This is a genomic window from Nostoc sp. CENA543, assembly GCF_002896875.1.
GTDB lineage: Bacteria > Cyanobacteriota > Cyanobacteriia > Cyanobacteriales > Nostocaceae > Trichormus.
The window spans coordinates 1,000,052-1,024,462 of sequence record NZ_CP023278.1 but is presented as its reverse complement, the minus strand read 5'-3'; the positions used below and the strand labels follow the sequence as shown (position 1 = coordinate 1,024,462).

At 41.3% G+C, this 24,411-nt stretch carries 26 protein-coding genes; 11 read left to right on the top strand and 15 right to left on the bottom strand.

Annotated elements, in window-relative coordinates; translation table 11 throughout:
* Nucleotides 1–28: 28 nt before the first annotated feature.
* Complete coding sequence (locus CLI64_RS04220) at nt 29–1,453, bottom strand: phosphoglucomutase/phosphomannomutase family protein (RefSeq protein WP_103136051.1); 1,425 nt, start codon at nt 1,451–1,453, stop codon at nt 29–31.
* Nucleotides 1,454–1,560: 107 nt separating this feature from the next.
* On the opposite strand from CLI64_RS04220, the gene CLI64_RS04215 reads away from it, so the two are divergent.
* On the top strand, nt 1,561–2,430 hold the full coding sequence (locus tag CLI64_RS04215; RefSeq protein ID WP_103136050.1) for a PD-(D/E)XK nuclease family protein: 870 nt from the start codon (nt 1,561–1,563) through the stop codon (nt 2,428–2,430).
* Between the two features lie 67 nt (nt 2,431–2,497).
* Here CLI64_RS04215 and CLI64_RS04210 read toward each other — a convergent pair whose 3' ends face one another.
* Together CLI64_RS04210 and CLI64_RS04205 are read right to left on the bottom strand one after the other, a co-directional pair.
* Nucleotides 2,498–2,737 carry a hypothetical protein gene (locus tag CLI64_RS04210; RefSeq protein ID WP_103136049.1) on the bottom strand — a complete coding sequence of 80 codons (240 nt, stop codon included), beginning with the start codon at nt 2,735–2,737 and terminating at the stop codon, nt 2,498–2,500.
* A gap of 129 nt (nt 2,738–2,866) precedes the next feature.
* Entirely contained in the window at nt 2,867–3,508 is a 642-nt protein-coding gene (locus CLI64_RS04205; protein WP_103136048.1) for a PAP/fibrillin family protein, read from the bottom strand.
* Nucleotides 3,509–3,681: 173 nt separating this feature from the next.
* Between CLI64_RS04205 and CLI64_RS04200 the strand changes: the two genes are divergently transcribed.
* The 6 genes from CLI64_RS04200 to CLI64_RS04175 all read left to right on the top strand — a co-directional run bounded on the left by CLI64_RS04200 (nt 3,682) and on the right by CLI64_RS04175 (nt 9,422).
* Entirely contained in the window at nt 3,682–4,338 is a 657-nt protein-coding gene (locus CLI64_RS04200; RefSeq protein WP_103136047.1) for a hypothetical protein, read from the top strand.
* 102 nt (nt 4,339–4,440) lie between these two features.
* Complete coding sequence (locus CLI64_RS04195; RefSeq protein ID WP_103136046.1) at nt 4,441–5,772, top strand: four-carbon acid sugar kinase family protein; 1,332 nt, start codon at nt 4,441–4,443, stop codon at nt 5,770–5,772.
* Between the two features lie 198 nt (nt 5,773–5,970).
* Nucleotides 5,971–7,029, top strand: coding sequence for a septum site-determining protein MinC (minC, locus tag CLI64_RS04190; protein WP_103136045.1), 1,059 nt, complete (start codon nt 5,971–5,973; stop codon nt 7,027–7,029).
* A gap of 46 nt (nt 7,030–7,075) precedes the next feature.
* Nucleotides 7,076–7,879, top strand: a complete 804-nt coding sequence (gene minD, locus CLI64_RS04185; RefSeq protein ID WP_103136044.1) for a septum site-determining protein MinD — start codon at nt 7,076–7,078, stop codon at nt 7,877–7,879.
* 27 nt (nt 7,880–7,906) lie between these two features.
* Nucleotides 7,907–8,206 (top strand): cell division topological specificity factor MinE, encoded by a 300-nt coding sequence (minE, locus tag CLI64_RS04180; protein ID WP_103136043.1) that lies wholly within the window; start codon nt 7,907–7,909, stop codon nt 8,204–8,206.
* A gap of 886 nt (nt 8,207–9,092) precedes the next feature.
* Entirely contained in the window at nt 9,093–9,422 is a 330-nt protein-coding gene (locus CLI64_RS04175; RefSeq protein ID WP_157943187.1) for an SH3 domain-containing protein, read from the top strand.
* Between the two features lie 394 nt (nt 9,423–9,816).
* On the opposite strand, the gene CLI64_RS04170 is transcribed toward CLI64_RS04175, so the two are convergent.
* Nucleotides 9,817–11,082, bottom strand: coding sequence for a hypothetical protein (locus CLI64_RS04170; RefSeq protein ID WP_103136041.1), 1,266 nt, complete (start codon nt 11,080–11,082; stop codon nt 9,817–9,819).
* A gap of 1,077 nt (nt 11,083–12,159) precedes the next feature.
* Here CLI64_RS04170 and blaOXA point away from each other — a divergent pair.
* Both blaOXA and fmt read left to right on the top strand, forming a co-directional pair.
* Nucleotides 12,160–13,002, top strand: coding sequence for a class D beta-lactamase (blaOXA, locus tag CLI64_RS04165; RefSeq protein WP_192881729.1), 843 nt, complete (start codon nt 12,160–12,162; stop codon nt 13,000–13,002).
* 35 nt (nt 13,003–13,037) lie between these two features.
* Nucleotides 13,038–14,042 (top strand): methionyl-tRNA formyltransferase, encoded by a 1,005-nt coding sequence (gene fmt, locus CLI64_RS04160; RefSeq protein WP_103136039.1) that lies wholly within the window; start codon nt 13,038–13,040, stop codon nt 14,040–14,042.
* 1 nt (nt 14,043) lies between these two features.
* On the opposite strand, the gene CLI64_RS04155 is transcribed toward fmt, so the two are convergent.
* Nucleotides 14,044–14,412, bottom strand: a complete 369-nt coding sequence (locus CLI64_RS04155) for a DUF6464 family protein (RefSeq protein ID WP_103136038.1) — start codon at nt 14,410–14,412, stop codon at nt 14,044–14,046.
* A 604-nt stretch (nt 14,413–15,016) separates the two neighbouring features.
* Nucleotides 15,017–15,775, bottom strand: coding sequence for a Crp/Fnr family transcriptional regulator (locus CLI64_RS04150; RefSeq protein WP_103136037.1), 759 nt, complete (start codon nt 15,773–15,775; stop codon nt 15,017–15,019).
* Nucleotides 15,776–16,068: 293 nt separating this feature from the next.
* Here CLI64_RS04150 and CLI64_RS04145 point away from each other — a divergent pair, with 293 nt between their 5' ends.
* Nucleotides 16,069–16,950 carry a DALR anticodon-binding domain-containing protein gene (locus CLI64_RS04145; protein ID WP_103136036.1) on the top strand — a complete coding sequence of 294 codons (882 nt, stop codon included), beginning with the start codon at nt 16,069–16,071 and terminating at the stop codon, nt 16,948–16,950.
* A gap of 80 nt (nt 16,951–17,030) precedes the next feature.
* The gene (locus CLI64_RS31870; RefSeq protein ID WP_264082489.1) at nt 17,031–17,156 is read left to right on the top strand and encodes a hypothetical protein; all 126 of its coding nucleotides are present in this window, start codon (nt 17,031–17,033) and stop codon (nt 17,154–17,156) included.
* A gap of 42 nt (nt 17,157–17,198) precedes the next feature.
* Here CLI64_RS31870 and CLI64_RS04140 read toward each other — a convergent pair whose 3' ends face one another.
* From CLI64_RS04140 to CLI64_RS04100, 9 genes are all read right to left on the bottom strand, one after another.
* The gene (locus tag CLI64_RS04140) at nt 17,199–18,047 is read right to left on the bottom strand and encodes a Cof-type HAD-IIB family hydrolase (RefSeq protein WP_103136035.1); all 849 of its coding nucleotides are present in this window, start codon (nt 18,045–18,047) and stop codon (nt 17,199–17,201) included.
* 100 nt (nt 18,048–18,147) lie between these two features.
* Nucleotides 18,148–18,705, bottom strand: a complete 558-nt coding sequence (locus tag CLI64_RS04135; protein ID WP_103136034.1) for a Uma2 family endonuclease — start codon at nt 18,703–18,705, stop codon at nt 18,148–18,150.
* Nucleotides 18,706–18,709: 4 nt separating this feature from the next.
* Nucleotides 18,710–19,474 (bottom strand): energy-coupling factor ABC transporter ATP-binding protein, encoded by a 765-nt coding sequence (locus tag CLI64_RS04130; RefSeq protein ID WP_103136033.1) that lies wholly within the window; start codon nt 19,472–19,474, stop codon nt 18,710–18,712.
* The gene (locus CLI64_RS04125) at nt 19,455–20,117 is read right to left on the bottom strand and encodes an energy-coupling factor transporter transmembrane protein EcfT (protein ID WP_103136032.1); all 663 of its coding nucleotides are present in this window, start codon (nt 20,115–20,117) and stop codon (nt 19,455–19,457) included. Before CLI64_RS04125 ends, CLI64_RS04130 begins: the two co-directional genes overlap by 20 nt.
* Before the next feature lie 177 nt (nt 20,118–20,294).
* Nucleotides 20,295–21,218, bottom strand: coding sequence for an energy-coupling factor ABC transporter permease (locus CLI64_RS04120; RefSeq protein ID WP_103136031.1), 924 nt, complete (start codon nt 21,216–21,218; stop codon nt 20,295–20,297).
* A gap of 286 nt (nt 21,219–21,504) precedes the next feature.
* Entirely contained in the window at nt 21,505–22,335 is an 831-nt protein-coding gene (locus CLI64_RS04115) for an energy-coupling factor ABC transporter ATP-binding protein (RefSeq protein WP_103136030.1), read from the bottom strand.
* Nucleotides 22,336–22,532: 197 nt separating this feature from the next.
* On the bottom strand, nt 22,533–23,330 hold the full coding sequence (gene cbiQ / locus CLI64_RS04110) for a cobalt ECF transporter T component CbiQ (protein WP_103136029.1): 798 nt from the start codon (nt 23,328–23,330) through the stop codon (nt 22,533–22,535).
* Nucleotides 23,327–23,629, bottom strand: coding sequence for an energy-coupling factor ABC transporter substrate-binding protein (locus CLI64_RS04105; RefSeq protein WP_103136028.1), 303 nt, complete (start codon nt 23,627–23,629; stop codon nt 23,327–23,329). Before CLI64_RS04105 ends, cbiQ begins: the two co-directional genes overlap by 4 nt.
* A complete protein-coding gene (locus CLI64_RS04100) occupies nt 23,616–24,356 on the bottom strand; it encodes an energy-coupling factor ABC transporter permease (protein ID WP_192881728.1) in 741 nt (246 codons plus the stop codon). Before CLI64_RS04100 ends, CLI64_RS04105 begins: the two co-directional genes overlap by 14 nt.
* Nucleotides 24,357–24,411: the final 55 nt, after the last annotated feature.

The window sequence follows — 24,411 nt, the reverse complement described above, 5'->3', positions numbered from 1 at the left end:
TCTCAGTGTGCATCTGCGGTCTAAAGTTCTATGCTAACTTAGCGATCGCGCTTTCCATTTCTTGGGCGAGTTGGCTAAGTTTCTCTGGGGAGTTGGTTTCTAAATAAACGCGTACCAGAGGTTCAGTACCGGAAGGACGCAGCAACACCCAGCTACCTTCAGCTAAATACAGTTTAATCCCATCCTTGCGTCCGACTTCTTTCACAGCAATTCCAGCTACTTCAGAGGGCGGATTTTTGGTGTAGGAGTCAATAACGGCGTTCTTATGGGCTTCTGTTAAGTGTAAGTCCAAACGGTTGTTGTAAAGTGGGCCGTCAGCTTCTGCGATCGCTTCTTTGACTAATTGACTCAAGGGTTTACCTTCGTAGGCGATCGCCTCTGCGATTAGCATATCAGCTAAAACGCCGTCTTTTTCGGGAATATGCCCAACTACACTTAAACCGCCGGATTCTTCACCACCGATTAAAACAGTGGTTTCCCGCATTTTTTCACCGATATATTTAAAGCCTACGGCTGTCTCGTAAAGGGGTAAACCGTATTTTGCCGCAAAGTTATCTAATAGGTGTGTTGTCGCCACTGTGCGAACGATTGCGCCGCTTTTACCTTTGTTTTTTATTAAATGTCTCGCTAACACTAAAAGCACCGTGTTAGGGGTGAGGACGTTGCCTAATTCATCCACAATACCAAAGCGATCGCTATCGCCATCTGTCGCTAAACCCAAATCTGCATGATCTCGACGCACTGCTTCCACTAATTCTACTAGCTGTTCCCCTTTGGGTTCTGGCATTCCACCGCCAAACAGCACATCGCGCCAAGTGTGGAAACTTTCTAATTGTGTGCCACTTTGTTGCAATACTTCATCTAAATAGCCACGGGATGTAGAATATAACGCATCATACTTGACTTTTAGCTGCGCGCTCTTAATTCGCTCCACATCAAGCAATGTATAGATAAATTGGAGATAGTCTGGTTTGGGATCGAAAATAGAAATAGAACCTGATGGTTTGCCACTTGGCAACTCATCCGATGCAGTTTCTATATTTGCCACAATAGTATCAGTAATTTCTGGAGTGGCAGGGCCAGCATAGTCAGGGATATATTTAATCCCACAGTATGGTGCTGGGTTGTGACTAGCAGTAAACATCAACGCCCCCGCCGAATTTAGGTGACGGGCATTATAAGCGATTACTGGTGTGGGGCAATCCCGATCAGTGATTTTAACATTCCATCCTAAATCAGCTAAGACTTGGGCTGCTGTCTGGGCAAACTGGTCAGCTAAAAAGCGCGTATCGTAAGCAATCAGAACTGGTCTATCTTTTGAGTAGGCTGTTTCTAAATAACTTGCGATCGCTCTTGTTACTTTCCGCACATTGGGGAAAGTAAAATCATCGGCGATAATTCCTCGCCATCCGTCAGTACCAAATTTTATCTTGCTAGAATTGCTACCACTCATGTTTGCCACTTTCTCCCATATCTTGTGAACTCTATTAGGAAGCTTCCCGCAAAGCGTGCGTAGCTGCAAGCGTCTTCCACCGTATTATTTCTCACTGCGATTGACCAATGTCAACCCCCGAACGACTTTTTGTTAGTTATCACCTCTGGTCTTTAGTTGCCCCAGCGAGGGGGCAAGAACGTTGGCACTGCCATATGAGACGGGGGTTCATTAAAGCGCGTCAACACGAACCACGGGTTAAAGCATTATTAGCGAATGCTACTCCACCCCAGCGCATCGGGTTACTAGCGCAAAAAGGTGTTTATGAGTTTCATCATAATCGACATTTGCTAACGCGCTCCGATGGAGTAGAACAGGTTGCTAAACTTTTAAAATTGAGTAATTCGGCTGTGCAAGTGCAACAGCGCGTCCTACAAATTCTCAAAAAATATTATGAAGCACCCTTACTTTTAGGGAAAAGAATTCTGCAATTAACTCGCGGCGATGAAGGTTTTCCTAAACCAATTTTAATTGAGGAAAAAAATTACAGTTTTCGCTTATATGCGGCAATGGACTGTGTTTTTATTGAATCAGATGCCCAAACTTTACATATTGTAGATTTTAAAACTGGCAAATCTAATTTTGATAAAAGACAAGCATTAGTTTATTTATTAGCTGCTAGTTATTTATATCCTGGTAGGGAAGCCGTCGCCTCATTTTATAATTTAGAGATGCGGCAAGAGTCAGAATTAATTCAACTCAAAAATAATGAATTAGAAGCTTTGAAAGTAGACTTAGTCAAAATTGCCCAAAAACATCAATCAGATATCCAGAGATATCAAGAATCATCTCAAAATTTCAATGAAATATTTCCCCCAAATCCTGGACATCACTGTCGATTTTGTCCATTTCAATCAATCTGTGATTTTGCCAATACAGGAACACCAAACACCGGAGAAATCAAATTAGCCCACGGAAAAACTATCAAAACTCCCTAGTTCGTAGTAAGGACTTTAGTCCTTTTATCAAGTACCTCAGCACTAAAGTTCCTACTACAAACCTAGATTACATTTTGCCGCGTTCCATTACGGCTTGCAGATGACGACGGATTTCTTGTGCTTGCTCAATTTCCGACTGACGCAACTTTTGAAATAAGTCTACACAAGGCTGAGAGTTAACTGCTTTTGCATCTTCAATATAAGTTTCATAAGCTCTAACTGCTTCCGCCTTATTATGTAATACGGTCAAAAAGTCGTATTCTAAGTTGCTAATAGGTTCTTGGGAATGTCCGTTACCTTGAGTCATGAATTTATCCTCTTATTAAGCTTTTAATTCATTTCTACTCATCCTCACGGAGTCATTCATCCACCCAAAAGCGTAGAAAAAAGTACAAAGATTCTTGAGGCGATGCTGATGGCAGTAAACTACAGATTTTCACACATCAGGTATATCCGCAGATTTATTCAAAATAAACAAACTCTCATCGCCTCCCCTGCCAATCCTCAAGGTTTCGTCTAAATAAGTAATGTCAAGGGTAGCAGTTCTACCTTGAGGATTATTCGCTGGAACAATCTTAAATGGGTTGAGTTGTGGTGTATTTATTCCTAAAATCTTCTCAATGGCTAGATAGCGTTTGTCAAAATCGACATTGATACGTCTATTCAGTGGGGGTGATACGTTTTCCGTCGCCGGTTCAAAGCTAGCTGTGACTTTGACATATCCTGATATTAAACCTAATGAATGTTTAACCAAAGCTAAATTAAAAAATTGTTTTTTAGTAACATTAATTACTTGGTATACCTTATCTACTGTTAATCCCAACGGAAGGGAAGCTAAAGCGCGGATTTCTCTGGCGGTGGAATATTTGAGTTGCCAAGCTCCTGCTAACAAATCTGTAGCATACAATAGGGGACGAGGATTGGGATTGCAGTTTTCTAACTCTGTGGTGAGTTGTTCTAATTCTGTGACTAGGGATTGATCTAACTGTAAATTGGTGACAGAAGATCCATCACTTTTAGTTTGTATCTGATCAAGTTTGGTTTGTAATTGTTCTTTTAATAAGAGTCGATTATTCATTTGGCGAAGCACAATTGTCACTTGGATTCATTTTGATGGGATAATTGCATCCATGACAATCCCGTCCTAACTAATTCCCATGTGGGCTAAATTGTCTTTGTGAAGCATCAACATCAACCCCAAACCGCACTAAAATAAAGACGCAACTAGCACTTTATCAGGAGTTTCCAGTTGTGCAGCCGGATTTGATAGGGTTGGAAATTAGCAAGGGAGAATTGAGACGCTTGAGTGGGGTGTCTCCCGATAAAGTTTTGCGACTTGCAACGATCGCCAGTCCTCAACAACGTTTAAAATTTTGGCAAAATGAAATTTTGACATCACTGATTATCGCTGCTGTGGTTGTGGGTTTAGTGTATGGTTTAGTTATCTTGCCCACCATCGGTTCAGCGATTCCCCAGGGAATCATTCTCTTCATCATAGTATTTTTTGTGGTCATCCTGGGGCGATCGCTCTTTTCACGTTTCAAGATTCCCAAAAGTCTCACCAAGTTATTTGATGCAGTTGATCAATATCACGCCTTGATTGTCGCTGTCGATGTCAATGATCAGTTGGCAGTCTCAGGTGAACTAGATGATAGTCTCAATGATAGAGATAAAGTGATCACAGCCCTACAACTCCTAAGAGAAGATTTAGTACGTGCTTTCAAAAGCGATCGCCTTTTGCGGGATAATAAAAAACTGTTTGCTAATCAAGAAGATTTATCTGTCAATAATTTGACCAATATCCAATCCTTACAAGCTAATACTCAAGCTAGTGAATATTCTCTACTTTTAAATCAAGTATTGCAGATTGCTTTGGATGTGCAAGCACTCAGAACAGGGAATAGGTAGGGTAAGGGACAAGGGAGACAAGGGAGACAAGGAAGACACGGGAGAAAAAATCAATAGCTATTGACTATTGACTATTGACTATTGACTAATAACTAATGACTAATGACTAAAAATAACAAACCTAAAATAATTGTCTTGGATGATGATCCTACCGGTTCTCAAACGGTGCATAGCTGTTTGTTGTTAATGCGTTGGGATGTGGAAACTTTGCGTCTAGGGTTACGGGATGATGCGCCGATTTTCTTTGTCTTGACTAATACTCGATCCTTACCGCCAGAATCAGCTGCATCGGTAACAAAAGAAGTATGTCAAAACCTCAAGGTGGCTTTAGCTGCTGAGGGTGTGACTGATTTTTTGGTGGTGAGTCGTTCTGATTCTACTTTGCGGGGACATTATCCCATTGAAACTGATGCGATCGCTCAAGAACTTGGTTCTTTTGACGCTCATTTCCTGGTTCCGGCTTTCTTTGAAGGGGGACGCATCACCCGTGATAGTGTGCATTACTTGATGATTGATGGTGTACCTACCCCAGTTCATGAGACTGAGTTTGCACGGGATTCGGTTTTTGCTTACCACCACAGCTATTTACCTAAGTATGTCGAAGAAAAAACCCAAGGAGGTATTGCTGAGTCAGAGGTTGAAAGATTTCTACTCGCTGATATCCGCACTGGTAGTTTAGAACGTTTACTGCAACTGACAGGTAATCAATGCTGTGTCGTCGATGGCGAAACTCAAGCGGATCTAAATCGCTTTGCTGTAGATATTTTAACCGCCGCCGGTCAAGGTAAGCGTTTCTTATTCCGTAGTGCAGCCAGTATTCTCACTGCTTTAGCCGCCTTACCACCCCAACCCATCGCCGCCGAAAATATGGCGGAGTATGTGCGTCAAGGTAAACCGGGTGCAGTCATCGTTGGTTCTCATGTGAAAAAAACCACCCAGCAACTAGAATCGCTATTACAAGTAGCTGGAACTGTGGGAATTGAGGTGAATGTCTCGCGGTTACTGGATAACCAAACAGACACAGCTACTACACTCCTGAGTGAAGTTTTAGATCAGATTCACCAAGTACACAACACCAGTAAAACCCCGGTAGTTTACACCAGTCGCCAGGAATTGCAATTTCCTGATGTCACCACCCGCTTACAATTCGGCTTAAGGGTTTCCCGCCTATTAATGGATATTGTTCAAGGCTTACCCTCTGACATTGGTTTTTTAATTAGCAAAGGCGGAATTACTTCCAACGATGTTTTAAGTACAGGCTTGGAACTCACTTCAGCACGGTTACTAGGTCAAATTTTAGCAGGCTGTTCGATGGTAATTACCCCTAGCGATCATCCGCAATTTCCGCATTTACCCGTAGTTTTATTTCCTGGTAATGTGGGAGATGCTGAAGCACTGGCAACAGTTTACAAAAGATTAACTAAAAATACTTAAGTGAAAATGTTGCCGTATTTTGCAACTAGTTTAATATTGGTAACTATACCAATTCTTTCGAGCTACAGGGGTGTCAGGGTGTAAAAGAGCTCAACCGGGAACTAGGCAAAAGCCACTTATTAATCAAAAGATAAAAATCTTTGACTTTTTTATACCCACTCCCCACTCCCTTATCTGTTTAATTTTGGCTGGAGCCGCATGAGTTCTGATTCTGCTATCCCCAATTTAGAGCCGAATTCTGCATCAGTTAGTGCAGAATTTACTACCAAGAGTGCGATTAAAGATGTAAATTCCGGCGTTTTTCAGGAAGACTCTAACTCGATTATTCCAGATGCCGAACTAAATTCTGTACTGCTTTATCTCCAGTCAAATACTGACGCTGGTGATAGGGAACTGGATGAGCAGCCACCTTCTACTCCCAGTGATGTCGAAACTAATGCTGCTAAAACCGCAAATGTAGAGTCTAATACTGGATTACTTGATTTCGATGCTAATGATTTCGTGGAAAATCAAGCTAGAAATGACATTCAAGTCCAGTTCAAGACTGAAGAGGGCAAACTACTGGTAATTTTACCGACAGAATTACAAGTTCCGGCATCAGAATTTGCTTGGTCTGATATCTGGCAACAACTGAAATTACGCTTAATGGCAAGCGATCGCCTACGCACACCAAATACTGCCGTGCATCTAATAGCACATGATCGTCTGTTAGATACCAGACAACTACAACAACTCGCTGAAACCTTTAGTGAAGCCCAACTACATCTCAAATCAGTCGCCACCAGTCGCCGCCAAACTGCGATCGCCGCAGTCACATCAGGTTACTCTGTAGAACAATTACAACCAGAAACCATACTTTCTTCCGAACCCAAAGTCACCGCTAATCCCCAAGCTGATGCTTTATACATAGAAATGACTATCCGTTCTGGTGTAGAAATTCGTCACCCTGGCACAGTAATTTTATTGGGAGATATCAATCCTGGTGGTATGGTAGTGGCAGACGGAGATATCCTAGTCTGGGGTCGTCTCCGGGGTGTGGCTCATGCTGGTGCATCGGGAAATCGTGAATGTCTAATTATGGCACTACACATGGAACCCACCCAGCTCAGAATTGCGGACGCTGTTGCTAGATCACCAGAAAAATTACCAACGCAATTTTTCCCTGAAGTAGCACACATCACTGATAGGGGAATCCGCATCGTCAAAGCTACTGATTTTTCTAGAAACCTACTGACTAGAATTAATCAAACACCATAAATACATTTAATATAATTCTTTAACCCTCATCCAGCACACTTGTATCATGACTCGTATTATTGTCATTACCTCCGGTAAAGGAGGTGTGGGTAAAACTACTGTTTCCGCAAATTTGGGTATGGCGATCGCTAAAATGGGTCGTCAAGTCGCCTTAGTCGATGCGGATTTCGGCCTGCGGAATTTAGATTTGCTCTTAGGTCTGGAAAATCGGATTGTCTACACAGCAGTAGAAGTTCTCTCTAGAGAATGTCGCTTAGAACAAGCCTTAGTCAAAGATAAGCGTCAACCCAACTTGGTACTGCTACCTGCCGCCCAAAACCGTACCAAAGATGCAGTTACACCAGAACAAATGAAGTTATTGGTGAATGCACTCTCACAAAAGTATCAATATGTGATTATTGATAGTCCGGCGGGGATTGAAAACGGCTTTAAAAATGCGATCGCCCCAGCCAAAGAAGCCCTCATCGTTACCACTCCCGAAATTTCCGCCGTGCGCGATGCTGACCGCGTAGTTGGTTTATTAGAAGCTCAAGGTATCAAACGCGTTCACCTCATTATCAACCGCATCAGACCGGCAATGGTACGGGCTAATGATATGATGTCCGTACAGGATGTTCAAGAATTGCTAGCTATACCCTTAATCGGCGTTCTCCCTGATGATGAACGTGTAATTGTTTCCACCAATCGTGGCGAACCTTTAGTCTTAGGTGACACCCCTTCTTTGGCGGCTGTTGCTTTTGAAAACATTGCGCGGAGATTGGAAGGAGAAACAATCGATTTTCTCGACCTGGACGCACCCCACGAAAATATATTTACCCGGCTGCGAAAGCTGTTACGCACCAAAATTTAACTTTCAGTCTCCGCATATCTACAAGCAATGATCCTCGAATTAATAGACAAGTTGTTTTCACGTAGTCCCGATACCAGTCGCTCCCAAGTCAAACGCCGCTTGCAATTGGTAATCGCTCATGATCGTGCCGATTTAGACGCTCAGACTCTCGAAAAAATGCGTAGAGAAATTTTAGACGTAGTCTGCCGCTATGTAGAATTAGACACCGAAAGTCTAGAGTTTGCCCTGGAAAGCAATCAACGCACTACCGCTTTAATTGCTAATTTACCCATCCGACGAGTAAAAGAAGCTATACCCGAATTGGAAAGGAGTGAAACATCACCCTAAATTTCTATGCAGAGTGTATATTAAGTGCATGGGTATAAAAAAATACATAGACTTCTGTCATTGGGTTCGCGAAGCGTCTCTACAAGACGCTTCGCGAACCCAATGACACTTTATATTTAACTATGCCTACTGGCTTAACTAGTATCACACTTAACAGTGAACAGTGTTGAGTTAAATCCGAGAGCGAAACGCCACACCAATTAGTGTAAAGAGTCAGTACGTTGTGACACCACACTATACACCTAATAGCTGACCAAGTAGGTCAGTGTTACATAGTTCGGTTTATTTGCACTCTTACTGATATAAATCGAATCATGTAGGTTTGATGAAATATAAAAACCTTTAATTTACTGAAATATTATTTGTATTTATACTGATTTATTTTATACGGTTAATTATTTATTATTTCCATTCGATATAAATTAAGAAACGAGGCATAAAACTCTTGTTTTAAAAGACATACACAAGATTATTGTTATCCACAAAATACAAAATCACAATATTTTCAATAATTAAATTACTCAAATCTTATTTATCAACCTCTATTAATATACGAATTTTTGCTAATATAAACATTTTTTCAGTAATTTTATTGATTTTCAGCAAAATACGAAATCGTTCGGATGTTAATCACGAAAATCAACGAATAAATTTGAGAAATAGAGAAATTAAGAACTACATTCTAATCCTCTAAAGGTTGATGTTTATGCTTTTGGCAACAGCCATAAAGGGTGCATTGGATTAGTAAGTAGACAGAATTTAGATCGGTTGATAAGTTTCCTTCGCACCTATCAACCCCAATTTCTTGATGTCAATAATTAAGCATTTCCAGCTTTTTCACTTTATCCCGGAAGTATATACAATGTCTAAAATTTTCATCTCTCTCATGGTTGGCACCGTATTTGCAACTTCTGCTTTACCAGCAACTGCTGCTACAACAAATCTCAATGGTAACAATTCTAATGCTTATAGCTCTTCTCAAGTCGGCAAAAATTTGTTGCTTAGTAGCACTGTTCGGGTTTGTACGAGAGATAGAGGTGGCCTTTTAAATATGCGTAGTGGGCCGGGAACTGGTTATAGTGTAGTATACCGAGTTCCAAATGGAGCAGTCGTTAGCGTAATCAATTCTACAGATTATCCTTATGGTGGTCAGTATTGGTATCAAGTATCGTTTCGCAACGTAGTAGGTTGGGTACGCGGAGATTTTGTTTGCTAATTTCTCCAATCAAACAGAGAGGTAAAGGAGAGGAGAATAGCTAACACGTCTATGTTTACCTAGCACTGAGTAATGGCTCTCAGAGACACAGTAAGCTGTTGATTTTGTACCTTTTCAGAGGTGAAAAATTCGTACACAATCCTTTCCTTTCCTGGCTAAGTAAAATTTGCAGTGGAAAATTTATTTTTCGGGTTCTTTTCTCTAATTAACGAGTAATAAGTAATGGGTATTTAATCATTACTTATTACTCATTACTCATATGAATAAAAGTGATTGAATCTCATCAAATTCAACAACCTAGACACAACCTAAAAAAATTAAAAAGCGGTTACTACAGTTAGTAACCGCTTTTCTTATTTACAACAAACTACTGATGTAGCAATGCTAATACCAGCTACCGTGAAGCAACCTGTGGCCCAGCCCAGACATTAGAGAGTTTGTCACCAAAAGTTACAGGTTGATCACTCTCAGTTGTTGCTCCTGTTTTACCATCAATAGCTACTTTCACTAAAGGCCAGTTTTCTTCTCCCATCTCGCCTGCACGGAAAAGTACATGATCGGGTTCGTTTTTACTCCAGCCTAATAACACAGCAATTTTTTCGTGATCTTCTTCGGTTTGAGCCGGCGCGACTGTGTTGGCTTGGTTTTTCTGCCGATCCCAAATCACCGCTTGATCAGTAGAATCACCAGTGTTAAACACGCCTTCAAATCTACGTGCTAGGAAGCGATCGCTTTTTTCCGACCAACTCACAGGCACTAATACACCGATTTTACCTTCTCTACTATCTTCTGGTGCTGTTGTTGTCTGTGTCTTTACTAGTGGGTCTTGCAAGGTGGTTGTAGAAGCCATCACTCGTAATTGCTTAGTTTCTCTATTTTCTACAAACAGAACACTAGTCACTTTCGAGTTATACATTTCGGGTTTAACATCTATTTGTACCCTGCTGTAAACCGCGTACTTCCCATCAGGAGAAACCACCGGTACACTACGATAGTAACGCACCCCAGTTACCCCCTTAGAACCGATGGCCTCTTGCGTACTGACAATCCACTGCCAAGGAATCGGGTGAGGACTCCCTATGGGGTCAGTCGGTATTTCTGAAGCTTGTTCTGGCTGTGGTTCACTCACAGGTACATCATCTTGATTAGCATCTGTTTGAGGTGTGGAGATAGTTGGTAGAGGCTGCACTGCGGCCAAAAGATTATTATCACCTGATTCCTGCCATACCCTACTTTGTGCTGGTATTTTTTCTAGCGTTATCGGTGGTGCTAGCTCTACATCTGCCAATGGATTAACAACCGTATTATCAATATGAGATTTAGTATATTCTTGAGCTAATAAGGACTCAGTTGTGTCATCTGCTGGCAACATTGGTGGTCTAATCACCTGAGATGCCACTACTGTTTCTCTACCCAGTGAGTTAATCGATTCTGTTTTTAGTACCTTGGCTAACTCCGGTTCACTCACAGCAGCTTTTTCTGGAGAAACAACATCAGATTCTTCAGGCTCAGGCGCAATCTTTGCTACCGCTTTTGATGTCTTAGCGGAACTAGAGTGGCCAGAAGCAGCAACCAAAGGCGCAATCAACATGACAACAACAAAATAATTGAAAAATGGTTGCACACGGAACCATCCTGACAGCAAAAGGGGTTTAAGCATGGGTGGACTCTCCAGAAGGGCGGTTGCTGTATGAGGAGCGATATTTAAAAATCTGACAAAAAGCTGGCTTTGATTACAGGTATAACAACAAACTCAAAGTTTTTGCTAACTTTATGAAAATTTTTTTTTAAAGTTTGATATGTTTACTTAAATACGTCTTCATAATTGATAAATTCCCATGAAAATTAAGTAATTTTGCTTAAAAAATCCACTAAAAAATCAGCAGCTTCACAGTGATGTTACTGCTTATAATGGAGTTTTTTTGTGGTAGTTAAAATTAGCCCTAGACAGAACTAAGTCCAGCCTAAAGACAAATAAAATTATTTTTCGGACTAAACACACAGATAGTCCAAAGGTAGATCAGTTATTAAGATTTAACTGTTGGGGTAAGAGTAAGCATAGATAAGCCAAGAAAGGCTTTCCTGTTTACAATGGCGACAACAGTACAGTCCCCGATAACGGTTGGAGTGAAGCGTTACTTTAAAGTTTAAGAAAGCGGACGCACAACATATAATACCCGAAAAACACCATTCACATCTACCCTGGGGCAGAAATTCTTTCTGGCGTTTTTATCATTGCGATAGTGCTGTGCCTTGGAGCAAAGTAACTACACTTTTCGCCGAATAGACAGGAAAAAGCATTTCCCAAAAAATTAGCTGATTAAAGCATCCAAGATATGAGGTTTTTGCCTACATATATCGTTAACATCAACTTTTCTATTAGGAAATTCAATTATAAGTGTATCAAGAAACTCTTGATTTTGTCATGGTGAACACAGTTATTCATGATTGGGGAGTGGGGAGTGATGAGTGCTGTTAGCGGAAGCGGGGCATTTAGCCCGTGCTGTTAGTGGTAGCGCGGCGTTTAACCGGTGGTAAGTGGTGAGTGCTGACTAATGACTAATGACTAATGACTAATGACTATTGACCATTGACTATTGACTATTGACTATTGACTGTTGACTAATGACTATTTTTGCTGAATTGATTAATTGAGCATCATGGAACTACAGGCACAGTGGCTGTATTATCACTGGTGGTAAATCAGTTTTGTTAGGAAATCATATTTGTGCCTAAAATTCGACGGATACCACCAGCAATTAAGATCATTTTTTGTATACTAGTAACATTTTTAACTATTAGTAATTTCCAGCCTTTACCTGCAAAATCTCAGGAAAATCAGACACCTGCACCAGTAGCTAATGTTGACTTAGGAGGTTCATTTGCCCAACTAGGTGTTAAAGGGTCGATTCTGATTTGCGATCGCAATCACAACAAATGTTACCAACACAACGCCCTCCGCAATTCACAAGCCTTCTCTCCCGCTTCGACATTTAAAATTTTCAACTCCCTTGTAGCCTTAGAAACGGGTGTGATTCCCAATGATGTCGCTGTCTTAACTTGGGATGGGATTCAGCGTGAATTTCCCTCATGGAATCAAGACACTAACATTCGTCAAGCTTTCAAAAATTCCACAGTCTGGTTTTATCAAGTGCTAGCACGCAAAATTGGTTATCAAAGGATGAAGCAATTTATCCAGCAAGTCGGTTATGGCGATGCTCAAATCGGGACACCAGAACAAATTGACCGCTTTTGGCTAGAGGGGCCACTGCAAATTACCCCCAGACAACAGATTGAGTTTTTACAACGTCTTCAGCGCAAAGAATTACCCTTCTCACAACGGACTTTGGATTTAGTACAAGATATTATGGTTTACGAACATACCCCAGAGTATATATTGCGAGGAAAAACGGGCTGGGCTGCCCGTCGTAAACCCAATATCGGTTGGTTTGTCGGTTATTTAGAGCAGAAAAATAATGTATATTTCTTTGCCACTAATATTGATATCCGTAATAATGATGACCTTCCCACCCGCATCGAAATCACGCGCCGCAGCTTCAAAATATTGGGATTACTCTAATTAATGACTATTTACTAAGGACTATTGACTAATTTATGAAAATTGTATTTTTTGGCACACCCCAATTCGCTGTTCCTACGCTCGAAAAATTACTTAATCACCCAGAATTCGAGGTGTTAGCAGTCGTCACCCAACCAGATAAACGCCGGGAACGGGGTAATAAACTCACTCCTTCACCCGTAAAAGTTGTGGCGACTCATCATCATATCCCAGTATGGCAACCCCAACGAGTCAAGAAACATACTGAAACTTTAACTAAACTCCAGCAATTAGAAGCGGATGTGTTTGTAGTGGTTGCCTATGGGCAGATTTTGTCACAGAAAATTTTAGATATGCCAAAATTGGGCTGTGTGAATGTGCATGGTTCAATTTTGCCTCAATATCGGGGGGCTGCACCTATTCAATGGTGTATATACAACGGTGAAGCAGAAACAGGGATCACGACTATGTTAATGGATGTGGGTATGGATACTGGGGCAATGCTGCTCAAGGCAACTACACCCATTGGTTTGTTAGATAATGCTGAGGATGTAGCCGCTAGACTAGCGGAAATTGGCGGTGATTTATTAATCGAAACCTTGCTCAAATTACAAAATCAAGAGATTACACCTATACCGCAAGATGATAGTGCAGCGACTTACGCCTCCTTAATTCAAAAGCAAGACTATGCTTTAGATTGGTCAAAAAGTGCGACGCAGTTGCATAACCAAGTTCGAGGATTTTATCCCAACTGCACAGCCACCTTTCGTGACCAAACTTTGAAAATTACAGCCACCGTTCCCCTTGACGCGGCTGACAAAGATGAACTACCGCCAGAATTGCAAAAAATCTTTCAAAAAGTACCTAATTTGGCTAATATATCAGGTAGTCCAGGAGAGATAGTTAGCATCGCCAAGGGAATTGGTGCAATTGTGCAAACTGGTGAAGGTTTGTTACTGTTGCGAGAGGTTCAATTAGCTGGGAAACGTCCCCAATCAGGTTGGGATTTTGTTAATGGTACGCGTTTAACTGTTGGTGAAATGTTAGGGAATGGAGATTAACTTAATTTGATAGATTGCTAACTGCTTCATAAAAACGACAGGATTCGCAAGGCCCATTAGGATTAACCGCACAGCGAATAATTTCTGAATGGGCGTTATACACACAGCTAGCATCCCCAACTACCCAACGCCCTGCAACTAAACTTTTCTCAGATGGTCTTTGAGCAGTCTGCACATAGAGGGCGATATTATGTAGACGATAACGTCCTGATTTGAATTGATAGCGATGGCGGCGTTCTAAAACTGCGTAGGTTTTACCTTCTAAATCGAGGTAGTTCCCTGGCTGGGGTGTCCAATCTAGTTGAACTTTACCCAGGGAGCGACGAGGATGATTTAAAATCACCTCTGTCGGTAAATAGTTTGGCTCCATAAGTTTATGTGATGTGATTTACATTATAAAAATAGTATCGCAGCAGTTTAATTTGACCTAATGTTGATGGTTGACTATTGATTTTTGACAAGCTGCTAAAATGCAAAGCGATCGCCTGACTAAATAATACTCATGGCGATCGCGTTAATTTTTCTGAAATTAGTTTGGTTTGTTGATGCTGAATCACTTGATTTGTGCTACGTATTCAGCCAAGAAAATATCTGTTAGCTATCTCCAATAATCTCGCCTCAATGTTCAAGTAGCCTTTGCAGTTAGTGCAAACTCAGTTTGCTATGTACTTAACCATGCCAAGAACTGTCTTGTCCTCCCTAACAGTATTGGTCAATGGCATCAATCGAACATTGAGACTGGTATTTGGAGATTTTCCCGATAGCACAATCTGTTTGTGGTGGTCAAACAGATTGATGTTTTTTGAGCAGTAAGCAAGTGTTGCTGGCGCTGACTTACTGCAAATTGATCGGGTCTTTGGGAACTGATTTGTTTTATTTGACCGTCAACCTTTGCCAACACCTGTTTCCTAATTGCTGTTGAACAGAGTGGCAGTTCCTTATTGTAGATGCCCTAGACGGTCAATCACACTTTCTTAGCTGGCTCTGTTAATTGACTCTGCTGGCAGACAAATCAGATTATCCCCTTGAGTGAGGATTAAGCCACGTTGACGTAACTTACCCATCAAGCGGGTGACAGTAACACGAGTTGAACCAATCGCGCTACCAATTTGGGCATGAGTGAGGGGGAAAGGCAGACAATAACCACGAATCACATCGGGGTCTGTCTCACTCATAGCAGGCTCTCCATATTCCTCAATTAACAAAGTGAGGAATCCTAAGAGGCGGTCGATGGTACGGCGTTGTCCCAAAGCACTCAACCACAACAATTTGCGCTGGTGCTGGTATTTGAAGGCATCCATGACTTCACGACGGAAGTGAGGCCAGTTATCTAAATCATGCCAGTACATCCACAACACTGCTGTTTGGTCAACGTGAGCATAAGCTTGCAGCGTAAAGGGTGACTGAGCCACAATTTCAAATGGCTGTCCTGCACCAACAAAACCCAAGAAAGCTTCTTCTGGAGTTCTGTTGATTCGACGAGAAGTTAACTGACTCGCAGTAGCACTGACTTGGGCAGTTCCTACCATGCGGATCGCACCTCTTTGTACCAAGTAAAGCAATCCAGGACGGGCTGGAATTCGCTCATCTTTGCTAAAGGTGCGGCAGCGATAGTGTTCCTGCGCCCAGTCAAGAATACGTTGCCAAGTCAGAAAAGGGCGTGATGCCTCAGAAAAGGAAGATGGAGATTGCATAGGTAACAAAGAGCGTTCGGCTGAAGACAAAGACGACATAAATTAAGGTGCAAGGAGTGTCTTTGTGTTTTGGAAGTAGGCCTAACGCCTAACAGCGCCAGCCATCAAACAAAGTAGAGAGCAAATTTGCGCCCTACTATTTTGTTATACTTCTTACTGTACAATGATGGTAGTAAAGTTTACATATTATTCATCTAATATTTATGAAATTTTATGCTAATCTCATTTTTCTCTCTTCATAAGAATATTATATCTAGAGACAGATGACATTTATTTAAGTAATTTCTACAACAAAGTTTTTAAAGTAAATATCAGTGTACTAAAACCTACGAGTGAGTAAAAATACAGCTATCAAGCATTTGATAAACAGCTATTTGATAGTTGCCGTCGATACGTATATAGCTGGGGCGGGTTTTGAACGCATAAAAAATATAAAAATACCTCTATATAAAGGTAGAGATGCTAATCGAGTTTTGTATATTTCAGGTGTAGCGTTGCAACTGGCAAAATCTCATAATTCCGTGACTGAAGAAATAGCCAGTGCGATCGCACAGCACATATTTACTACTTCTGGAGGAACACTGCTGACACGAATAGTTACCCCTGGATGGGTACACATTGAGGTAACACATCCTTTGCTAGCAGATTGGTTGCAAAGTGTTGCCTTGGGAGCCTCAAAAAGTTATTTTCATTTTCAAGGGCTAAAGTTAGGGTTTCATAACAAATCGGACAGCAGACAAACTGAAAATTCATCACGTTTATTTACCATTCAATATGCTCATGCACGTTGTTACTCATTGATATTGTTAGCCCATCGGGAAGGAATGATCACTGGAGGACAAAAATTACCAGCGAGTGGAGCAAGTGTACATTTGGGAAGTTTAGTCAAAATAGAGGACTTACCTTGGCTCAATAGCGATCGCAAATTACACCTGCATCAGCCAAGCGAGATTCATTTAATCATGGAATTAATCAAAGCTGTAGATGAATTAGAGTGTGCTGAGGAACCTGAAAAAGTCAACTGGGAAAAAATCGCCTGGGATGTGAGTCAGGCTTTTTTAAACTTTTGGAGTCAATGCCGCATTTGGGGGGAGGTAAAGACAAACTCACCAGAACTTACCCAAGCCAGATTGGGATTAGTCATGGCGACTCAATGCGTTCTCAGGGTGTTACTCATCGGGAAATTAGAAATTGATGCACCAGTTGAACTTTAGTAGTTGGGGATTGGGAAAGCAGGGGGGGCAGGGGACAGGGAGCAGGGGGAGAAAAACTAATGACTAATGACTAATGACTAATGACTAATGACTACTATCTAAGTATTGACGGATTGATTGACCTCAGTTATATTAACTGGTGTGTGAGGAGCGAACCAGCAGGAACACCGAGACGAAACACGGCCAGTCGTCGGTGTTCTTTCTGATTTTAGGGGTTGTGAGCTTTATCTTGGCTTCACCCACGTTTCTTAACTGAGTAAAAATTTTTCAATGGCGGTTGCTACTCCGTCTAACTCTACACTCGGAGCTACCCAATTCGCGATCGCTTTTACGTCTTCTGGTGCGTTACCCATCGCTACACCAATTCCTGCATATTCCAGCATTTCTAAATCATTAAAGTTATCACCAATAGTCATCACATTATGGCTTTGTAACCCCAGTACGTCTTCTGCTAGGTAACGCACAGCATTACCTTTGTTGACAATGGCATTTGTCGCTTCAAAGAAGGTAGCAACGGAGGTTGTCATATAAAGTTCTGCTGGGGTGTATTGGCGGCGTAAATTGCCTAACAAATCTTTGATGACGCTGGTATCGTCGCACAAAGCTAAAATTTTGGTGGGTTCAGTCGCTAGAGTTTGGCGTAAATCTCCGACAGAGATGGGAGTAATACCAGAACGTTGTGCATAGGCTTGAGTTTCTGGGGTGATATCCCGCACGTATAGTTGATCATTAATGTAGAAATGGACAGATAAGAGCGATCGCAAAGCTGGCTGTTCAAAATAATCTAGTAATTGTTCCGCAATATTTCTAGATACGGGTGAATGTTGGTAAATTTTTTGGCTAATGGGGTCTTGAATCCAAGCACCTTGATAAGCCATGAGTGGCAAGGTGGAATTTATATCTTGATGAAAACGTAGTGCCGAGCGATACATTCTGCCTGTAGCGATCGCCACGGCAATACCTTGAGCTTGAACGGCGGCGATCGCTTGCTTGACGGGTTGACTAATGGTGTTTGACTCTCCCGAAATTGTGCCGTCTATATCTAAAACTAATAATTTGATTTCTTGACTAGCATTGGTGAGTGGTGCGTTTTGCATAAATTCCCCAGTTTCAACTCTCAGTTAGAGAGTATCAGAATCTAGATAATTAGAAAGTCATGAGTCATTAGTTTTGTTGTGCTTTACCTATACCCAGTAACTATTTTCTGAAACCTATGAGGCGTTGAACTTGGACGAATACATTAGGAAAGGCGAGGGGTGAAATAATACCTGTGGTCAATATTATTTCAGTTGTGTATTGACCATTTTGCAGGTTGCGAAATACTTGTAATTGGAAAGTTCTGAGATTGACGACCCAATATTCTATGATCCCTGCTTCTGCGTAAATTTGTTTTTTCTCATTTAAGTCTTTGCTGAGAGTAGCTTGTGAGAATTCAATCACCCAATATATATCTTCAGGGTAAGGATGATGTTTTAGGTAAGTTTCGCCTAAAGGTTTAACAATGGCAATATCAGGGGCGGGTTCAGAATCATTGGGTAGGGTGATGGGTTTGGCATCTCTGATTTTTACCTGTTCCCCAAGCAATGTGCGGAGGTAATCGGCTGCTTCTGAATTGTAGTAGGCGTGAGGTTCACGTTCTGGAGGCATCAGGATCAAATCACCGTGTAATAATTCTATGGGCTGGTCGTCAAAAATACCTGCTTCTATGGCTCGGTGATAGCGTTCAATAGTCCATTTATAGGTAGTTACGGTCATCTATTCACCAACCTATGGGTAAACCTAAGTTTTCTAAAGTTTCTCCATCCTGCAAAAGTGGTTGAATTTCACTATCAATGGCGATGCGACCACCAGATAATACTAGAGCGCGTTGAGTGACTTTTCCCAACCAATGTAATTCATGGGAAGCTATTAATATAACTTGCACTGGTAGATTTAATAATACTTGGGCTAAGTGTCGCCGCCATGCGGGATCTAGTCCGGTGGTTGGTTCATCTAAAATTAGAATTTGTGGTTCTAGTGCCAAAATAGCGGCGAGGGCGGCTAATCGTCTTTGTCCTCCTGATAGTTCGTGGGCGGAACGGTGGGCGTAGGCGGCTAGACCAAAATCTGCTAAAAGTTGACGGGCGCGATCGCGCGCTATAGCTGGGGATACGCCATAGTTGCGGGGGCCGAAGGTAATATCTTCGAGGATAGTGGGCATAAATAATTGGTCGTTAGCATCTTGAAAGCTAAAGCCAATTTGTTTGCGGACTTGGGGGAGAGTTTGGGGTGCTATGGGGATGTGATTAATAGAAATTTCACCAGATTTTGGTTGTTTCAAACCAATGAGATTTTCTAGTAAGGTACTTTTACCAGAACCAGTTGCACCCATTAAAGCCACGCGATCGCCTGCATTTAAACTAAAGGAGATATCTGTTAATACAGGTTCTTGATGGGGATAGGCGTAAACTAAATTTTTCACCTCAACGATGCCATTATTGGGGTGACGGATGGAAGTTTGGGGGTTAGAAGTTAAAGATTTCAAAATTCACAACTCTATAGGAACTGAGAGTAAAACAAATCGCGATCACCCAAGCTAAGAACAGCAAGAAGCGTTCTTTAGCTGGAAATTTAAAATCTACGGGTAATTGTCCGTTATAGCCACGAATGACCATTGCACCATAGACACGTTCCGCCCTTTCTAGACTACGGATGTACAAAGTACCAATCATTGCTGCACTAGCATAGCGTAGCCAACCTGATGCACCATTTAAACCGCGTAGCTGCGCGCTACGCTGCATCCTTTGGACTTCCGCTAGTAAGATTTCCAGGTATTGTCCAGCTAGGAGTAAGTTTTCTTTGAGGGCGGGGGGAACAGGTAGACTTTTGAGGGCGATACCGAAACTATGGGGGGGTAGGGTTAATAAGAAACTGTTCATGACGATGAGACAGATGAGGGAACGAACTAACAAAAAACTGGCGCGTTCCCAACCCAAGGGTAATGCAACTAAAGATAAGAAAATTAACTCTGTACCTAGCAATCCTCCCATTTGGCGAATTGGCGGACGTAAAACTGCTAGCCAAATTAAAGCGATCGCGCCATACACAGCCAGCCAATACCAAGCATGATGCTTTAGTAAAGCCGTTCCCACAACAATCACAAGAGATAAATGCAAGCGTAAAGGCATATTCAAGTCAAAATTTCAAAAGTATTGCAAAGTGAGGAGTGAGGAGTGCTGTTAGCGGAAGCGCGGCGTTTAGCCGGTGCTGAGTAATGAGTAATGAGTGTTTCGTAATCAATTCTTTAATTTTGAATTTTGAATTTTGAATTTTGAATTGATAAGTCCCCAATCCCCAATCCCCAACTAAGCATTCTTCGGCTGTACTACTTTAGCTATCCCAAAGGCGACAGCAAAGCAAACCGCCGCACCTAATAAGCCTGCGATGCTTGTACCAATGATTCCTAAACCTTCAATTCCATAGTCTGCTAAGGGTGTGGGTACAGATATCCGTACTTGTTCAGCCAATTTGATAAAACCTAATTCTTCTGCTACTTTTTCTAAGCCATCAGGCCAAGCTGAGGCGACGAGTGATAGGACACCAGCTATTAACACTATGCTAACTACAGGTACTACCCAACCGCGCATCTGTTCCTGTTCCCCTGGTAGTAAATCTGGGCGCGCTTTAGCTAAATAAGCCAATACACCACCAGTAATTAACCCTTCACCCACACCAATCAAAATATGAATTCCTGTCATGGCTGGTAAAACTATGGTGATGGGTGCAGTTCCAGAAAGGGCTAATTCAATTGCACAAGCTATAGCAGCTACTACTACGCTGATGCCAGCAGCAATTCCCGCCGCTAAGGGTAAGCGTCCTTTCGCGCCTCCCAGTAGTCTTTGCAATGTCTGGGTCAATATCCACCCTACCCAAACACCAATTACTGCCATATTGAAAATGTTAGCCCCCAAGGCGGTGATACCACCATCAGCGAATAACACCGCTTGAATAATTAAGACTGTAGCAATACAAAGCATTCCCGCCCAAGGGCTACCGAGAATAATTGCTGCTAAAGTTCCTCCCAATAAGTGACCACTTGTACCCCCGGCAACGGGGAAATTAATCATTTGCGCTGCAAAAATGAAAGCTGTGGTTAAGCCCAGTATAGGCGCGCGACGGATACCAAAGGCTTGCTGCGATCGCTCACAAGCAACAAATAGTGCAACAAAACTTGCTAAACCTGTAGCACCTGCTACCGGCACAGAAACAAATCCATCAGGTATGTGCATAATATGCCCTGTCTCAAAAGTAGTATTCTGCACAATTTCATTGTGCAATTTTAGGCATCAAACTAATAAAAAACAATATTTTCCACTTGTTTTCAATGCCCTATTGGGGGATTTTAGCCTGTTACTTAGGGAATATTGGCAATAAAATCTACATCAAATAATGTACTTGTTTAGCAAGTTATTAATTTTTATTTATTTTTTAACCGAGATTCTATAAAAGTTAATTTTAAAAGCACATTTCTTTCGATAAAGATGACATTTCCTTGGTATTTTTTCAGTTGAGTCACTAACTAAATAAATTTATTAAGCGTTGGTGAAATTTTTCTAATATAATTCTTTCCATCTCTACAGGCTCACCAGATAAAATTTCATAGATTAGTGGTACACCTAATTGGATGGCTTCCAGAATTTCGCGTTGTACAAATACATCTTCTGGCTTACCTTCTAAAATCAATTGTCCTTGATCCATCACAAACACCCAATCAGCCCAACTACACACAAAATCTAAATCATGGGTAGCCATGAGTATGGTTGTGCCAGATGAATGAATTTTCTGCAAAACTGAAATTAAGTTGCGGGTTTGAGGTCTATCTAAATATGCAGTTGGTTCATCTAGTAATAGCAATTCTGGCTTTAAAACCATGACATCAGCTAAAGAAACACGCTTTTTTTGTCCTAAGCTCAGATGATGTACTGGTCTTTGTGCTAGTTCACTGAGGTTAAATTCGTTTAAGGCTTGTGTTACTCGTTGTTGAATTTCTGCTGGTGGTAATCCTAAATTACACAAACCATAGGAAATATCTTCTTCGACAGTAGAAGCTACTAATTGTTGTTCAGGATTTTGAAAGATAAGTCCAACTTTTTGCCGCAGTTTCATTAAAAAATTGCGGTCATATTGTAAAGGTTTACCCTGCCAATATATATTTCCTTTATGGGGTTTATATAAACCATTAGCTAATAAAAATAAGGTGGTTTTGCCACAGCCATTTTTGCCAATCAAAGCGCATTTTTTGCCTGATGGTATACTCAAATTTACACCGTTTAAGGCTGATTGTTGTCCACCTGGGTAAGTGTAGTGTACTTGCTGAAATTCTAGTAATTTTTCTTGTTTATTCATCTAGGGATTGGGGGTTGGGGACTGGGGATTGGGGACTGGGGATTGGGAAATGAGACAAGGTAGACAAGGTAGACAAAGGAGAATTTATTTCTCTGTTAGCACTCACTCATTACTCATTACTCATTACTCATTACTCATTACTCATTACTCATTACTCATTACTCATTACTCATTACTCTCAAAACGGAGTAGCGATTTTAAAATAGATATCTTTTCCATTCTAGTTCTATTAAGATTAAACAACCCAGAATCGCTTCCATTGCATAGCGTGTTGATAGATAGTAATTTTGTGAGTGCCAAACTTGAAATTCGCCGTTAAATCCTCTGGATTCTAGACTGAGGTAAACTTGGTGATATTTCTCTATAGTGCGTTGTAATAATTGTCCGATTAAGAGGGATAAACTTTTCATGCTCAGGCTAAATGTGCGGTAGCCACTACGAGATTGTTGAGCTACCCACAATTCTGAGGCTGTATTTAATAGGACGAAAATAAACCGATACATTAGTAAAAGTAAGTCGGTAATTAAGATAGGTAAGCCTATACGTCTGAGGGTTTTTAATAAGTCAGCAAAAGGAATGGTTAACATCACAAAATAGAAGCAAGAAATAGCAGCGATCGCTCTTGTAAATATGCTCCATCCTTGCTCAATACCATGTCTGCTAATATAGAAGTAATAATCACCGATATTAACACCGTTAATCACATCACTTCGGATAGTATTGAGGTAATTAATTGTGACACCATTAATTACTAAAGCTGGTAAACTAGTTAACCAAAATAAAATCGGGATATAAACTAGTTTTAAATATATTTTGGTGGGAATACCCGCGTAAAATATAGTCCAGATACTTACCCAAATCGCAATAATAATTTGCACTGGTGGGTGGGCAAAATTAGAGATAATGAGTAAGGCGATCGCAAACAGTAATTTCTGTTCTGGTGCTAATCGCCGTAATTTATTAGTGTAAGCTAGCGTATCGATTTGCAGGCTCATTCCTTATTCCTTTGTTGTTGGGAACGTCCTTTATATAAACCAATTGCATAACCGATAATTCCCGCACCTAAAGCTGCTTGTGAACTAAATAGTAAGCTTTCTATTTCTCCACTAGGTGGCTCAAAAAAAGGTTTAACCCAAGGTTGATATCCTGGTTTGATTTCCCCAATTACCTGTTCAGCTTGTCCATCTGCGCCACCAAATTCTGCACCTTTGATAAATATTAACGGTGTGACTGATAACACAATGACTCCCAGCAACAATAGCCAGTTAGTTATTCCCTGTTTAGATTGATTCATGGGTTTGGGGTTGACGTTTGATGAGTTGCAATATTTCTAATTCTTGCGGACTGTAGGATTGTAACCAGTTCCACACCAAGACAGTTAGCAATCCTTCGCTAATAGCTAAGGGGACTTGAGTAATGGCGAAAATTCCAGCAAACTTGGCAAATGAGGCTATAAATCCACCCACTGGTGCTGGGAAAGCTAATGCAAGTTGGACAGATGTAATCACGTAGGTAAGTAAATCTGCTAAAGCTGCGGCGGAAAAAATGGCGATTTTTTGCTTACCAGTTAACTGCATGATCAGATGATAAATCCAGTAAGCGGCAAATGGCCCAGCGATCGCCATTGAAAACGCATTTGCTCCCAATGTGGTTAAACCACCATGTGCTAATAGTAAAGCTTGAAATACTAAAACCAATGTTCCTAAAACAGACATCGCCAAAGGGCCGAATAATACCGCACCTAAACCTGTACCTGTAGGGTGAGAACAACTACCGGTCACAGATGGCAATTTTAACGCTGACAAAACAAAAGTAAAAGCACCTGCTAAAGCTAAGAGTAATTTTAATTCTGGATTCGCTTTGGTAATGCGTGTGAGCGATCGCACCCCTAAAATCATAAATGGTAAAGCTACTACCCACCAAAAAGCTGCCCATGCAGGTGGTAAATAACCTTCCATAATGTGCATACCATAGGCTGGTGCGGCTGCACTCACCACTAGATAAAAACTCAAAGTTCCCATCAGCAAGAGTGAGGTGCGTTTGGACATGAGAACCATTCTCAGCACACTTTATACC